14 protein-coding genes are annotated in these 13,160 nt (G+C 64.4%); 7 read left to right on the top strand and 7 right to left on the bottom strand.

Features of this window, described 5'->3' with window-relative positions; all coding sequences use genetic code 11:
- Positions 1-42: 42 nt before the first annotated feature.
- Positions 43-1,863: a lipid A export permease/ATP-binding protein MsbA gene (gene msbA, locus C935_RS0101620; RefSeq protein ID WP_018860769.1), complete on the bottom strand. Its 1,821-nt coding sequence runs from the start codon at positions 1,861-1,863 to the stop codon at positions 43-45.
- Between the two features lie 188 nt (positions 1,864-2,051).
- On the opposite strand from msbA, the gene C935_RS0101615 reads away from it, so the two are divergent.
- From C935_RS0101615 to waaA, 3 genes are read left to right on the top strand one after another with little or no spacing between them, the layout of a single operon-like run.
- Entirely contained in the window at positions 2,052-2,657 is a 606-nt protein-coding gene (locus C935_RS0101615) for a D-sedoheptulose 7-phosphate isomerase (RefSeq protein WP_018860768.1), read from the top strand.
- Positions 2,654-3,199, top strand: a complete 546-nt coding sequence (locus tag C935_RS0101610) for a D-glycero-beta-D-manno-heptose 1,7-bisphosphate 7-phosphatase (RefSeq protein ID WP_018860767.1) — start codon at positions 2,654-2,656, stop codon at positions 3,197-3,199. The genes C935_RS0101615 and C935_RS0101610 overlap by 4 nt, the downstream gene beginning before the upstream one ends.
- A 13-nt stretch (positions 3,200-3,212) precedes the next feature.
- Entirely contained in the window at positions 3,213-4,472 is a 1,260-nt protein-coding gene (gene waaA, locus C935_RS0101605) for a lipid IV(A) 3-deoxy-D-manno-octulosonic acid transferase (protein WP_018860766.1), read from the top strand.
- A 37-nt stretch (positions 4,473-4,509) separates the two neighbouring features.
- Here waaA and C935_RS12890 read toward each other — a convergent pair whose 3' ends face one another.
- Positions 4,510-4,998 (bottom strand): SprT-like domain-containing protein, encoded by a 489-nt coding sequence (locus tag C935_RS12890; RefSeq protein ID WP_081616561.1) that lies wholly within the window; start codon positions 4,996-4,998, stop codon positions 4,510-4,512.
- A 133-nt stretch (positions 4,999-5,131) separates the two neighbouring features.
- Between C935_RS12890 and C935_RS0101600 the strand changes: the two genes are divergently transcribed.
- Positions 5,132-5,569 carry a hypothetical protein gene (locus C935_RS0101600; protein ID WP_018860765.1) on the top strand — a complete coding sequence of 146 codons (438 nt, stop codon included), beginning with the start codon at positions 5,132-5,134 and terminating at the stop codon, positions 5,567-5,569.
- A 29-nt stretch (positions 5,570-5,598) separates the two neighbouring features.
- Here the strand turns inward: C935_RS0101600 and rnd are convergent, their stop codons facing one another.
- The 5 genes from rnd to C935_RS0101575 all read right to left on the bottom strand — a co-directional run bounded on the left by rnd (position 5,599) and on the right by C935_RS0101575 (position 9,761).
- On the bottom strand, positions 5,599-6,774 hold the full coding sequence (gene rnd / locus C935_RS0101595; RefSeq protein WP_018860764.1) for a ribonuclease D: 1,176 nt from the start codon (positions 6,772-6,774) through the stop codon (positions 5,599-5,601).
- Positions 6,767-7,069, bottom strand: a complete 303-nt coding sequence (locus tag C935_RS0101590; protein WP_018860763.1) for a DUF1244 domain-containing protein — start codon at positions 7,067-7,069, stop codon at positions 6,767-6,769. The genes rnd and C935_RS0101590 overlap by 8 nt, the downstream gene beginning before the upstream one ends.
- Before the next feature lie 90 nt (positions 7,070-7,159).
- Complete coding sequence (gene mreD, locus C935_RS0101585) at positions 7,160-7,651, bottom strand: rod shape-determining protein MreD (RefSeq protein ID WP_018860762.1); 492 nt, start codon at positions 7,649-7,651, stop codon at positions 7,160-7,162.
- Positions 7,648-8,583, bottom strand: a complete 936-nt coding sequence (mreC, locus tag C935_RS0101580; protein ID WP_155984189.1) for a rod shape-determining protein MreC — start codon at positions 8,581-8,583, stop codon at positions 7,648-7,650. The genes mreD and mreC overlap by 4 nt, the downstream gene beginning before the upstream one ends.
- Positions 8,584-8,714: 131 nt before the next feature.
- On the bottom strand, positions 8,715-9,761 hold the full coding sequence (locus C935_RS0101575) for a rod shape-determining protein (RefSeq protein ID WP_012981744.1): 1,047 nt from the start codon (positions 9,759-9,761) through the stop codon (positions 8,715-8,717).
- A gap of 144 nt (positions 9,762-9,905) precedes the next feature.
- Between C935_RS0101575 and gatC the strand changes: the two genes are divergently transcribed.
- From gatC to gatB, 3 genes are all read left to right on the top strand, one after another.
- The gene (gene gatC / locus C935_RS0101570; protein WP_018860760.1) at positions 9,906-10,193 is read left to right on the top strand and encodes an Asp-tRNA(Asn)/Glu-tRNA(Gln) amidotransferase subunit GatC; all 288 of its coding nucleotides are present in this window, start codon (positions 9,906-9,908) and stop codon (positions 10,191-10,193) included.
- Positions 10,194-10,262: 69 nt separating this feature from the next.
- The gene (gene gatA / locus C935_RS0101565) at positions 10,263-11,714 is read left to right on the top strand and encodes an Asp-tRNA(Asn)/Glu-tRNA(Gln) amidotransferase subunit GatA (protein ID WP_018860759.1); all 1,452 of its coding nucleotides are present in this window, start codon (positions 10,263-10,265) and stop codon (positions 11,712-11,714) included.
- A gap of 10 nt (positions 11,715-11,724) precedes the next feature.
- Positions 11,725-13,158 (top strand): Asp-tRNA(Asn)/Glu-tRNA(Gln) amidotransferase subunit GatB, encoded by a 1,434-nt coding sequence (gatB, locus tag C935_RS0101560; protein WP_018860758.1) that lies wholly within the window; start codon positions 11,725-11,727, stop codon positions 13,156-13,158.
- Positions 13,159-13,160: the final 2 nt, after the last annotated feature.

Below are 13,160 nucleotides of genomic sequence, written 5' to 3'. Positions count from 1 at the left end.
CCGGAAGCAGCATATTGTACATCGCATACCCGGCTGCCCGGCTCAGGGAGCGGAGGCATCGTCATCCGCGTGATCAGCCGGCTCGGGCGCTTCCTCGAACTGGGCCATTTGCAGCGCGGCGTAGTGCCCGTTTCGCTCGAGCAGTTCCGCATGGGTGCCGGCTTCGATGATACGTCCCTGATCCAGTACCACGATGCGGTCGGCATTCTCGATGGTAGAGAGCCGATGGGCGATGACCAGCGTGGTGCGGTTTTCCATCAGCCGTTCCAGCGCATTCTGGATCTTCTGTTCGGATTCCGTGTCCAGTGCCGAGGTGGCCTCGTCCAGAATCAGGATCGGGGCGTCCTTCAGGATTGCACGGGCGATGGCGACCCGCTGGCGCTGGCCACCGGAGAGCATGATCCCGTTCTCGCCAACCACGGTATCAAACCCGTCGGGCAGTTCGTCGATGAAGTCCAGGGCGTTCGCCGCGCGCGCCGCCTCGCGCAGCTCGTCGAGCGAGGGTTCGCGATTGAGCCCGTAGGCGATGTTGTGGCCGAGGGTGTCGTTGAACAGCACGACGTGCTGGCTTACCAGGGCCATTTGTGCCCGCAGGTCACGCAGGCGGTATTCCTGGATCGGGTGACCATCCAGCCGGATCTCGCCTTCCTCAATCTCGTAAAAGCGGGGCAGTAACCGCGCGAGGCTGGTCTTGCCGCTGCCGGAGCGGCCGACGAGTGCCACGGTCTGCCCTGGCTCCACGGTCAGGCTGATGTCCTTCAGCACCCGGTCATGACTGGTGGGGTAGCGAAAGCCCACGTGCTTGAATTCGATGCGCCCATTGGTCTGTTCCAGCGGACGCTGACCGTGGTCAGGTTCGGCAGGCGTGTCGAGTACCTCGAATACGCTTTCGCCTGCGGCCAGTGCCTTTTGAATTGCAGCGTTGACCCCCACGATGCGCTTCAGGGGGGGCAGCATCAGCAGCATGGCGGCGATGAACGAGATCATGCCGCCTGGCGTAATCGCCTCCAGGATGACATCCATCGTGGCGAGATACACGATCACGGCCAGGGCGACGATGGCGCCCAGCTGTGACAGCGGCTGGGCGGCGGCCTGCACCGCTTTGTGGCGCATGGCCTGGCGGTGAAAGCGGGTGTTGGTGTCGTCGAAGCGAGCCGCTTCGTAATCCGTGGCACCGAAAATCTTCACCTCGGCCTGTCCGCGGATGCCGTCCTCCGCAATCTGTGCATAGTCGCCCACGGAGCGCTGCATGCGTCGGCTGATCTTGCGGAATTGCCGGTTCGCGCCGGTGATGACCAGGGCGACTACCGGCGCGAGCGTGAAGACGATCAGTACGAGCCATCCACTGAGGTAAGCCATATAGGCCATAAGGAACAGCACGGTGAAGGAGTCACGAATCAGTACAACGATGGCGCGGGACGCTGCGGAGCTGATCTGGTTGACGTTGTAGGTCAGCTTCGCGAGCAGGGTGCCCGGCGAATGTCGGTCAAAGAAGGCCGCCGGCAGGCGCAGATATTGCTCGAACACGGCCTGGCGGATGTCCTTGACCACCTTGCGCCCAATCCAGGCCACCGTGTAGTCGGAGGCAAAGGTGGTGGCGCCGTAGTAGACAAAGATGGCCACCAGTCCCAGTGGCACCCATACGCGGGCTGCCGGATCCTGTTCGATGAAGGTGCCATCCACCAGGGGCTGGATGATCCAGGCAAAGGCCGTCTGTCCCGCAGCCGCCATGATCATCGCGACAATGGCCACGATTCCAAGGCGCCAGTAGGGCTTGATGAATTCGAAGATGCGCCGGTAAAGCTCCCACGAGGTCCCCGCTGTGGGGCGGGTGGGCTTGACGCGTTTTCCTTTGCCTTTCATCCGGATCCTTCTTGGGGTGCTTGCCGTGGACCGGCCGTCATGGGTCCGGTGGCCAGCCCCGGCAAAAGCCGCCATGCTACCAGAAGCAGGGCTCGTTCCCCGGCTCCAGCCGTACGTAGAGTGCGTATTGCGCGGCTTGTCGGAGTCAATGGGAGCGAGGTACTTTGCCCGGTTGGGAGCAGCGGAGAATGGGATTGCGCAACGGGATCGTGAAAGAGTTGGCGGCGGCGAGCCGGTTATTTGGGCGCCTGGCCGACGATGCGGAATTTGTCGCCGAGGTCGAGCTCGTTGCGCAAGTTTGGCTGCGTATCTTGCGTGCAGGCGGCAAGGTGCTGCTGGCGGGCAATGGTGGTAGCGCGGCGGATGCGCAGCACATTGCGGCGGAGATTGTGTGCCGTTATCGGGCGGTGCGCCCGGGTGCGGCGGCGATTGCGTTGACCACCGATACCTCGGTGCTGACGGCGATCGGTAACGATTTTGGCTACGAGCATGTGTTCTCGCGTCAGGTCGAGGCGCTGGGGCAGCCGGGTGATGTGTTCGTCGGGATCAGTACATCCGGGCATTCGCCCAACGTGCTTGAGGCCCTCGGGGTGGCGCGTCAGCGTGGGTTGGTGACCGTTGCCCTGACCGGCGAGAAGGGGCTGCCGGAGACGCATCCCGCGGATCATGTGCTGCGGGTGCCCGATGCCGCCACCGCACGGGTGCAGGAGGTCCACGGGCTGATCGGGCATCTGCTGTGCGGGATCGTCGAGGATGCGCTGGTGGCCGATCAGGAACGCTCGGGGTCGGCGTGAGCGCGCGTGCCCTGTTTCTCGACCGCGACGGGGTGATCAATGTCGACCATGGCTACGTGCATCGCCCTGACCAGGTCGAGTTTGTCCCCGGGATCTTCGAGCTGGTGGCGGCTGCGACCGCCCGTCAGTGGCCGGTGGTGGTCGTCACCAACCAGTCCGGGATTGGCCGCGGCTATTACGGCGACAGCGAATTCCGGCAGCTGACGGACTGGATGCGCAAGCGCTTTTCCGAGCGCGACGGCCGCATCGAGGCGGTCTATCACTGTCCTCATCACCCCCATGATGCGCAGCCCGACTATCGTCGAGCCTGTCCTGATCGCAAGCCGGAGCCGGGCATGCTGCTGCGGGCGCGGGATGACCTGGGTCTGGATCTCCCCGGTTCGGTCCTCGTAGGGGATCGCGCCTCCGACCTCGAGGCGGGGCGTCGAGCCGGGGTTGGTACGCGAATACTGTTTGATCCGTCGGGCACGGAATCGCGGTTGGCCGAAGACGGGGCCGTTCGAATCCGTGCCCTGCCCGAGGCCATTGCGTGGCTCGACTGAGCCGCTATCCGTGATGCGCCAGGTCCTGTACACCGCGCTGCTGCGACTGGCCTCTCCGGCATTGCTGGCGCGGCTGGCGCGCCGTGCGCGGGCGAACGGTGTGCCGGTCGCCCGCTGGCGCGAGTGGTTGGGGTTCGGGGAGTCGCTGGCACCCGGTTCCATCTGGCTCCATGCGGCCTCGGTGGGTGAGGTAGAGGCCGCGCTGCCGCTCGCGCGTGCCTTGCGCAGCCATTATCCGGGGCGCGCGTTGCTGATGACGACCACGACCCCGGAAGGGGCGGCCCGTGTGGAGGCTGCTCTAGGGAACGACGTTCAGCATGCCTACTTGCCGCTGGACCTGCCCGGGGCCGTTTGCCGATTCCTGCGTCGAGCGCGCCCGGCCGCCGCTCTGATCATTGAGACCGAACTCTGGCCCAATCTCTATCGCGCCTGTGAACGGGCCGGTATTCCGCTCTGGTTGGTGAGCGCGCGGCTGTCGCCGCGATCGCTGAAGCGGTATCGGCGTTTGCAGCCACTGGTGCGGGAAACCCTTGAACGTGCCGAGAAGATCCTCGCGCAGGACGAGTCGGCCGCGCGGGGCTTTCGCGAGCTGGGCGCGTCGAACGCGCGCGTTCAGGTGATGGGGAATCTGAAGTTCGATCGCGCATTGCCGCCTGGGTATGAACAGGCGGGGAAGCTGCGTGCGTCCGTTGCGCCCGAGGGAGTACCGGTCTGGGTCGCGGTCAGTACGCGGGAAGGCGAAGAAGAGGCCGTGCTCGAGGCCCACCGCGTGGTGCGCGAATCTCATCCCGGTACCGTGCTGTTCTGGGTGCCGCGTCACCGCAATCGCTTTGATGTTGCTTTCGAGGCGGCCAGGCAATCGGGGTTTTCCGTTGGGAGGCGCACACAGTTTCCGAGTCCGCCGGTGGATGTGCTGGTGGGCGATACGATCGGCGAGATTGGCATCTATCTCGGGGCGGCGGATGTTGCCTTTGTGGGGGGGAGTCTTGTACCCCAGGGTGGGCAGAACGTACTCGAGCCCGCCGCACTTGGTTTGCCGGTGATTGTGGGGCCCAGTACCGAGCATTTTGCTTTTGCGGTTGAGCAGCTGGAACAGCGTGGTGCGCTATGGTGCGTGCAGGATGCCGCGGCGCTGGGGCGTTCAGTCACGGATTTGCTGCGCGATCCTGGATGTCGACGATCAATGGGCAATGCGGCGCGCTCTGTGATCGAGGAAGGGCGCGGTGCGGTGGACCGCGTGCTGGCCGAGATGGAGCCTAGGCTGCATGGTTGAGTGTCAACCAAATCTTTAGCAGGTTGTTTTCGGTTGCTTATTTTTCCCGCCGTAGTCGTTGCCCGCATTCCCGGCACTCATAGCGGTATCGGCGTCGTTGGATCAAGTAATGCCGGCGTGCACTCAGCGCATGCGTCTGGCAGGCGCAACGATACGTATAGGTCTTGACCCTCCTGCCCTGCAGGGGCGTGTTGTGTGTGACTCGTGGCTGGCAGCCAAAGGTCTGCATCCAGGCTCGCCATTCCGCACCGTGGGGCCGAACACGCCGCCATTCGGATGCTCGATATACAAGGGAGTGCGCGACTTCGTGGGCAACGGTATCCGGGAAGTGTGCATCCCAGTCCTGAGAAAAGGCCTCGGGGTTGAAACGAAGTTGCTCACGCCCGTCGCGGACGCGCCATTGCCCCGCAGCTTTTCCCCGCAGATCAAAGAGTACCTCGGGTGTCCTGTGCCGCAGGTCGAGGTTGGCCTTGCGGTAAAGCTCCCTTACCTTTTGGTGAATCTTCGCTTCCTGGTCCCTGGTCAATTGATTTCGGGGGGGTCTTGTAATTTACTTCCATTTTTATCATATTCTCCTGTCCGGCAGATTTCGTCTAGGGCGTGCGAGGGATTGAGAGCCGTTCTGGTCATTGAGAAGTTCCGAACGAGGAGTCATATAAATGAGTCTGGATAGCAAGAAGGCCTCCGAACTTTCCGCCGAAGAGCTGTATGCCCTGGCCCGTCAGCGGGAAAAGGAAGAAGCCGAGCGCCAGGAAGCGGAGCGCCGCAAGAAGCGCGAGAAGCTGATGGAAAAGCGCAAGGAGATGATCGCGCGTCACCGCAAGGAACTCAACGAGCTTGAGCGCCAGATACGCGAGCTGGGCGGCCGCGTTGGTCGCGCTGGTGGTGGCCGGCGTGGGGGCCGGGGAGGCAGCTCGGTCAGTCAGCAACTGGTCGAGATCGTCGCCGAGAAATCCGAAATGGCGACCAAGGAGATCAAGGAGCGCGCCGAGAAGGCCGGCCTGGACACCAAGAATATCTCGCAGACTCTGGCCTATCTGAAGCGCCAGGGGCGTTTGAAGTCTCCGCGCCGCGGGGTGTACAAGACCGCGGCCTGAGCCGATTTGACGTTTGTCGATTGCGGCGGTTATTCCGCCGCAATCGTGTCGGGCAGAGGTTCGAGTTCGACCCCATTCCCGGGGCTGCAGACAAGGCGGCTCTCGCCGTTGAACCAGCTTTGGATCGTGTGGCCTGCAATCTCCTGGCGCCAGCCGCTTGCCAGGCGGCCATTTTTGCCGCCACTCTTCAGGAGTTCGACCACATCCTTGCGCTGTGCGATCGCAGAGGCGCTGATCTGATGTTCGCGTGCGCACTCGCGTAGCAGCGCCATGCCGATATCGACCAGGACCTCGTCGCGTTCGCCAAGGCGTGGCTTTTCGGGCAGATGCGGCCAATCTTCGCGCGGCAGGCCCTGCCCCTCCTTGATGGCTGCCAGTAGCGAGTTGATGTGTTCCGGTTTCATCCCGCCGGGGAACTGGCGTAGTTCGCGCAAGCCCTCGGCAGTGCTCGGTGTGCGGCGCGCAATATCCAGCAGGAGATCATCGGACAACACCCAACGCCGGGGTCGGTTGCTGCTTTGTGCAGTGCGCTCGCGCCAGGCTGCGACACACTTGAGTACGGCGCGTTCCTTGGGCTTCAGTCGTTTCACGCCCGACACTCGCTGCCAGCTTTGGTCCGGGTCCGGCTCGTACAGTGCCGGATCGCTCAGGGCCTCCATCTCCGGGCGGAGCCAGTGCATGCGGTCGTGGGTGTCCAGCTCGTGCAACAGTCGATTGAACAGCGTTGCGAGGTGGCGGACATCGTCCGCGGCATAGCGGATTTGTTCTGCGCTTAGCGGCCGACGGGACCAGTCGGTCCGCGTCTGGCTTTTGTCGAGATCGCGTTCGAGCACGGTCTTGACCAGGTTTGCGTAGCCGACCTGTTCCCCGTAGCCAAGCATGCTGGCCGCGATCTGGGTGTCGAAGACCGGGCTGGGCACAAACCCCAATTCGCGATACAGCAGCTCCATGTCCTGCGAAGCGGCGTGGAAAACCTTGGTGATGCCCGGGTCCCGGAACAGAGGGGCCAGTTGCTGGATATCGAGTTGCAACGGGTCGATGCAGGCGAGCTGATCCAGCGTGGCGGCCTGGATCAGGCAGAGCTGCGGGTAGTAGGTCTTCTCGCGCAGGAACTCGGTGTCCAGGGCGATCCAGTCTGTTCCGGCAATGGAGTCGAGGAACGCCTGCAGGTCTTCGGGCGTCTCGATCAGCCCGTGGTCATGCATGATTCGATTTCTGGCTCGCGTCGAAAGCCGCCTTCTGCTCGGCGGATGCTTCCTTCTGGTAGCGTTCCTTCCATTCGCTGTAGGGCATGCCGTAGACGATCTCGCGGGCGCCCTCGTAATCGATCGACTCGCCGCGTTCTTCGGCGGCCGCGACGTACCACTTGGACAGGCAGTTGCGGCAGAAGCCGGCGAGATTCATCAGGTCGATGTTCTGGACATCCTTGCGTTCATCCAGGTGTTGCAGAAGGCGCTGGAAGACGGCGGCTTCGATCTCGGTGCGGGTCTTCGGATCCATCGTGGATATCTCCATTGATCAGTGTTTCCCTCGGTGCACACAGTATGGAACAGCTTTTGGGGGCGTTCGACCGGGACTGACCTCGGGCGTTCAGCTTAGATGGAGCAGCCAGCGTCGACGCATGTCGCGCAACAGCAGAAAGATCAGGGGCCAGACGAGTGCGCTGGTGGCCACCGGGGCCCAGTACCAGGCGCTTCCGGGCGGCAGTCCGATCGCGCCCTGCGGCCACAGGGCCAACAGCTTGTAAAGCGCCGTGATCACGGCGATCACGATGGCTTGCTGCCACAGGGGATAAACGCGCAGTCGCGGGTGGATCTGCAGCACGATGTAGGCCACGACCGCGAGGGCGATGGCGTTTTGCCCAAGCAGTTGGCCGTGCAGGGTGTCCAGCAACAGCCCCATGGCAAAAGCCGTCAGTACACCGATACGCTGGGGGAAAGCCATGGTCCAGTACACCAGCGTCAGCAACAGCCATTCAGGCCGGGCCGGGGGCAGGGTGTCCGGCATGGGCACGATGGATAGCGCCAGTGCAAATACCAGGGTCAGGGCGACCAGCCAGGGGATGCCCAGTGCTCGGTTCATGGGGCCTCATCCGCCTCCGGAGTGCTGGTCCCGGTTGCGGGCTCTGATCCGCTGTCGTCCAGTTCATCCTCTTCGGTGTTTGATGTCGTGTCGGCATCCGCATCCGGGACCTCGTCGGTCCACAGCAACAGGACTTCCCGCGAGCGATCCAGGGCCGCCAGCGGTTCGGCCTGGATATCCAGGAATGGCTGGCCGGGCTGACGTTCGACCGAGATCACACGGGCGACCGGGTAGTCCGGCGGGAAGCGTCCGCCCAGACCGGATGTCAGCAGGAGGTCGCCTTCCTCGATATCCTCCTGGGGTGGCACGTGCCGCATCTCCAGGCGCCGCGGATTGCCGGTGCCGACGACAATGCCGCGCAGGCCGGTGCGCGCACTGAGCACGGGCAGGGCATGGCCCGGGTCGGAGATCAGCAGGGCGGTGGAGCTGGTCATCTGGGTCGAAAGGACTTGGCCGATTACGCCATCGGGGTGAATCACCGGCTGCCCGGGGTAGACATCGTGTCGGCTGCCCTTGCTCAGTACGATCTGCTGGCGAAAGGGGTCCAGGTCCACGGCCAGGAGTTTGGCGATCTCGACGCGTTCTTCCGCGCGTTCGGCCGTATTCAGCAGCGCCCGCAGGCGGTCGTTCTCCATCTGCAACGCGTCGAAGCGCAGTTGACGAGCCCGCAACTCCGCATTCTCGTCGCGCAGGATGCGATTCTCGGTGATCAGATCTTCGCGACTGGTGAAGGATTCGAGCAGTCGACTGCCCGCCCGGATCGGGGCATCCACTGCGACTTGCAAGGGGTAGGCGATGGTGGACAGTGCATTGCGCACCGTCTGCAGCTCGTTCAGCCGGTGGTCCAGCGCCATCAGCGCCACCCCCAGCAGGATGACCGCGAGCAGGCGCAGAGTGGGCGATACGCCCAGTCTGAACAGCGGCTTGCTGATAGTTCAACCTCCGGTTGCGGGTCGTGGTTGGGCCGGGGGCGCCCCGCGGTCGGCGGGCGCGACGGGCTGGACCCCACCGTGTACCCGGAATGCGGGGCGGCGCCCCATCTCGCCCCGATCCAGCCCGGAGTCTACTCCATGGACAGGAAGTCCACCTGTTTCTCGTCGAGCATCTCCAGTACGCGGCCGCCACCACGCGCCACACAGGTCAGCGGATCGTCGGCGATGACCACCGGGATGCCGGTCTCTTCCATCAGCAGGCGATCGATCTGCTGCAGCAGCGCGCCGCCGCCGGTCAGTACGATGCCGCGCTCGGCGACATCGGAGCCCAGTTCCGGTGGGGTCTGCTCCAGCGCGGTACGCACGGCGGAGACGATCCCGTACAGCGGATCCTGCAGGGCCTCGAGGATCTCGTTGGAGTTCAGCGTGAACGAGCGCGGCACGCCCTCGGCCAGGTTGCGGCCCTTGACCTCGATCTCCAGCAGTTCCTTGCCCGGATAGGCCGACCCGACCGCATGCTTGATGCGCTCGGCGGTGGCCTCGCCGATCAGCACGCCGTAGTTGCGACGCACATACGACATGATCGCCTCGTCGAAGGTATCGCCGCCGATGCGCACGGACTCGGAGTAGACGATGCCGTTCATCGACAGCACCGCGACCTCGGAGGTCCCGCCGCCAATGTCCAGCACCATCGAGCCGACGGCCTCGTCCAACGGGATGCCGGCACCAATCGCGGCCGCCACCGGCTCCTGCAGCAGATACACTTTGCGCGCCCCGGCACCGAACGCGGACTCGCGGATCGCGCGGCGCTCCACCTGCGTCGCGCCACAGGGCACGCAGACCAGCACGCGCGGGCTGGGGCGGAAGATCCGCCGCTCGTGCACCTTCTTGATGAAGTACTGGAGCATCTTCTCGGTGGTGGTGAAGTCGGCGATCACGCCGTCCTTCATCGGGCGGATCGTCACCACGTGTTCGGGTGTGCGTCCCAGCATCTTCTTCGCCTCGATCCCCACGGCCTCGATGGAGCGCGGGCCTCCCGGCCCCCGGTCCTGCCGGATCGCGACCACGGATGGCTCGTTCAGGACGATGCCCTGCCCGCGCATGTAAATAAGCGTGTTGGCAGTGCCGAGGTCGATGGAGATGTCGTTGGAGAACAACCCCAGGAGGCGTTTGAACATGAAGAAGAAACCTGCGTTGGTGGTCGGGCGGGAAAGCCCGAGACTCTAGCAACTGCCCGGGGTTTGGGCAATAACGGCTTTGTGGTAAGTTTGCCGGCCGTTTCCCGCATCATCATCGACTGATACAGGGGCCCTGTCCGAACCATGTCCGTAGAAGCCTCCGAAGTTCAGCGCATCGCGCATCTTGCTCGTCTGGCGATGAGCGACGAAAAGGCCCGTGAGTTTGCCGGCGGTTTGAGCGACATCTTTGCTTTCGTCGAACAACTCGACGGCGCCCCCATCGAGGGTGTGGAACCCATGGCCCATCCGCTGGACGCCGAGCAGCGGCTGCGCCCGGACGCCGTCACCGAGCCCGATAATCGCGAGGGATTTCAGGCGATTGCGCCGGCCGTCGAGGGTGGGCTCTACCTGGTGCCGCGCGTCATCGAGTAACCCGCGGGCGCCACCGGTACGATTCCGCCGAATTCATCACGCTTTTTGTCGACAAGAGTTCTCGAAACCATGTCCCAGGAAACCCTGTCCGGCTGGGTGCGCAGGCTTCAGGCCCGCGAGATCAGCTCGCGCGAGCTGACTCAGCTGTATCTGGAGCGGATCGAGCGCTTCGATCCGCAGCTCAACAGCTTTATTACCGTGACCGCCGAGTCCGCGCTGGCGCAGGCCGAAGCGGCCGATGCCCGTCTGGCCAATGGTGAACAGACCCCGCTGCTGGGTGTGCCGGTCGCGCAGAAGGACATTTTCTGCACCGAGGGCGTGCGCACCTCCTGCGGTTCGCGCATGCTCGATCCCTTCGTCTCGCCTTACGACGCCACCGTCGTCGAGCGGATGAATGCCGCCGGTGCGGTGATGCTCGGCAAGACGAACATGGACGAGTTCGCGATGGGCTCGTCCAACGAGACCAGTTTCTACGGCCCGGTGCGCAATCCCTGGGATATCGAGCGTGTCCCGGGCGGCTCTTCGGGTGGCTCCGCCGCGGCGGTGGGCGCGCGCCTGGTGCCGGGGGCGACCGGCACCGACACCGGCGGATCGATCCGTGAACCCGCCGCGTTCTGCGGTATTACCGGCCTCAAACCCACTTATGGCCGCGTTTCGCGCTACGGCATGATCGCCTTCGCCTCCAGTCTCGACCAGGGCGGTCCGATGGCCGCGACCGCCGAGGACTGTGGCCTGATGCTGAACGCCATGGCCGGTTTCGATCCGCGCGACTCCACCAGCGTCGAGCGTCCGGCCGAGGACTTCACCGCCGGTCTGAACCAGGACCTGAAGGGGCTGCGTATCGGTCTGCCGAAGGAGTTTTTCGGCGAGGGCCTGGACGAGAAGGTGCGCGGCGTGATCGACGCGGCCGTTGAGGTGCTCAAGGGCCGCGGCGCCGAGATCCGCGAGGTCAGCCTGCCGAACAGCCATCTGTCGGTGCCGGCCTATTACGTGATTGCCCCGGCGGAGTGCTCATCCAATCTTGCGCGCTTCGACGGCGTGCGCTACGGCCACCGCTGCGACGACCCCAAGGATCTGATGGACCTCTACACCCGTTCGCGCGGGGAGGGCTTCGGCGACGAGGTGAAGCGCCGCATCATGGTCGGCACCTACGTACTGTCTGCCGGCTATTACGACGCCTACTACCTGAAGGCGCAGAAGGTCCGCCGCATCATTGCCGACGACTTCCGCAGCGCTTTCCAGGACGTCGACGTCCTGCTCGGGCCGACCACGCCGGAGCTGCCGTTCGCGCTGGGCGCCAAGGCCGATCCGGTCAGCATGTACCTGTCGGACATCTACACCATCGCCGCGAACCTCGCGGGCCTGCCGGCGATGTCGCTGCCGGCCGGCGAGATCGACGGCCTGCCGGTGGGCCTGCAGCTGATCGGCAATTACTTCGACGAGGCGCGCCTGCTCGGTGTCGCCCACCAGTACCAGCAAGAAACCGACTGGCACACCCGTGTGCCGGCGGCCTTCGCCTGAGGATCGCCGCATGGAATGGGAAACCGTCATCGGGCTGGAGATTCACGCCCAGCTCAACACCATCTCCAAGATCTTCTCCGGGGCGCCGACCGCCTACGGTGCCGAGCCCAACCGCCAGGCCTGCGCGGTGGACCTGGGCATGCCCGGCGTGCTGCCGGTGCTCAACCAGGGTGCGGTGGAGAAGGCCGTGATGCTGGGGCTGGCGATTGACGCCGAGATCACCCCGCGCTCGGTGTTCGCGCGCAAGAACTACTTCTACCCGGACCTCCCCAAGGGCTACCAGATTTCGCAGTACGAGCTGCCGATCGTCGCCCGCGGGCATTTGGATATCGAGCTGGAGGACGGCACGATCAAGCGCATCGGGGTGACCCGCGCACACCTGGAGGAAGACGCCGGCAAGAGCCTGCACGAAGGCTTCGAGTTGATGACCGGCATCGACCTCAACCGTGCCGGTACCCCGCTGATCGAGATCGTCTCCGAGCCGGAACTGCGCTCGGCGAAAGAGGCGGTCGCCTACATGAAAAAGCTGCACTCGCTGGTGCGCTATCTCGATATCTGCGATGGCAACATGCAGGAAGGCAGCTTCCGCTGTGATGCGAACGTCTCCATCCGGCCCAAGGGACAGACCGAGTTCGGCACCCGCGCGGAGCTGAAGAACCTGAACTCCTTCCGCTTCGTCGAGCGCGCGATCAATCACGAGATCGAGCGCCAGATCGACGTGATCGAGGGTGGCGGCAGTGTCGTCCAGGAGACTCGTCTGTACGACCCGGATCGCGACGAGACGCGCTCCATGCGCACCAAGGAAGAGGCCAACGACTACCGCTATTTCCCCGATCCGGACCTGCTACCGGTGGTGGTGGACACGGCGTTCGTGAACCAGATGCGCGAGAAGCTTCCGGAGCTGCCGGATGCCAAGCGCGCCCGCTTTGTCGAGCAGTACGGCCTGTCCGACTATGACGCCGGTGTGCTGACCGCCGCGCGCGAGATGGGCGATTTCTACGAGGCCGTCGCCGCCGGCTGTGGCGCGCCCAAGCTCGCCGCCAACTGGGTGATGGGCGAGTTCTCCGCGGCGCTGAACCGCTCCGAGGTCGAACTGGCCGAGGCCCCGGTGAACGCCGAGGGCCTGGCCGGGCTCCTGGCCCGCATCCAGGACGAGACCATCTCCGGCAAAATCGCCAAGGAGGTCTTCGAAGCGATGTGGAACGGCGAGGGCGATGCCGACACCGTGATCGAGGCCAAGGGGCTCAAGCAGATCACCGATACCGGCGCGATCGACGCGATCATCGACGAGGTGATGGCCAACAATCCGCAGCAGCTGGAGCAGTACCGCGGCGGCAAGGACAAGCTGTTCGGCTTCTTTGTCGGCCAGGTAATGAAGGCCACCCAGGGCAAGGCCAACCCGGCCCAGGTAAACGAGCGCCTGAAGGCCAAGCTGGACGGATGATG

The sequence above is a fragment of the Thioalkalivibrio sp. ALJ3 genome (assembly GCF_000377205.1).
GTDB lineage: Bacteria > Pseudomonadota > Gammaproteobacteria > Ectothiorhodospirales > Ectothiorhodospiraceae > Thioalkalivibrio.
The sequence above is the reverse complement of the archived record's forward strand: the minus strand, read 5'-3'. Positions and strand labels throughout refer to the sequence as shown.

What these genes read in the sequence shown, in the direction of transcription:
- msbA (WP_018860769.1), bottom strand. Translation starts at nt 1,863, where the DNA reads ATGAAAGGCAAAGGAAAACGCGTCAAGCCCACCCGCCCCACAGCGGGG.
- gatB (WP_018860758.1), top strand. Translation starts at nt 11,725, where the DNA reads ATGGAATGGGAAACCGTCATCGGGCTGGAGATTCACGCCCAGCTCAAC.
- rnd (WP_018860764.1), bottom strand. Translation starts at nt 6,774, where the DNA reads ATGCATGACCACGGGCTGATCGAGACGCCCGAAGACCTGCAGGCGTTC.
- C935_RS0101600 (WP_018860765.1), top strand. Translation starts at nt 5,132, where the DNA reads ATGAGTCTGGATAGCAAGAAGGCCTCCGAACTTTCCGCCGAAGAGCTG.
- gatA (WP_018860759.1), top strand. Translation starts at nt 10,263, where the DNA reads ATGTCCCAGGAAACCCTGTCCGGCTGGGTGCGCAGGCTTCAGGCCCGC.
- C935_RS0101575 (WP_012981744.1), bottom strand. Translation starts at nt 9,761, where the DNA reads ATGTTCAAACGCCTCCTGGGGTTGTTCTCCAACGACATCTCCATCGAC.
- mreD (WP_018860762.1), bottom strand. Translation starts at nt 7,651, where the DNA reads ATGAACCGAGCACTGGGCATCCCCTGGCTGGTCGCCCTGACCCTGGTA.
- C935_RS0101590 (WP_018860763.1), bottom strand. Translation starts at nt 7,069, where the DNA reads ATGGATCCGAAGACCCGCACCGAGATCGAAGCCGCCGTCTTCCAGCGC.
- gatC (WP_018860760.1), top strand. Translation starts at nt 9,906, where the DNA reads ATGTCCGTAGAAGCCTCCGAAGTTCAGCGCATCGCGCATCTTGCTCGT.
- C935_RS0101615 (WP_018860768.1), top strand. Translation starts at nt 2,052, where the DNA reads ATGGGATTGCGCAACGGGATCGTGAAAGAGTTGGCGGCGGCGAGCCGG.
- waaA (WP_018860766.1), top strand. Translation starts at nt 3,213, where the DNA reads ATGCGCCAGGTCCTGTACACCGCGCTGCTGCGACTGGCCTCTCCGGCA.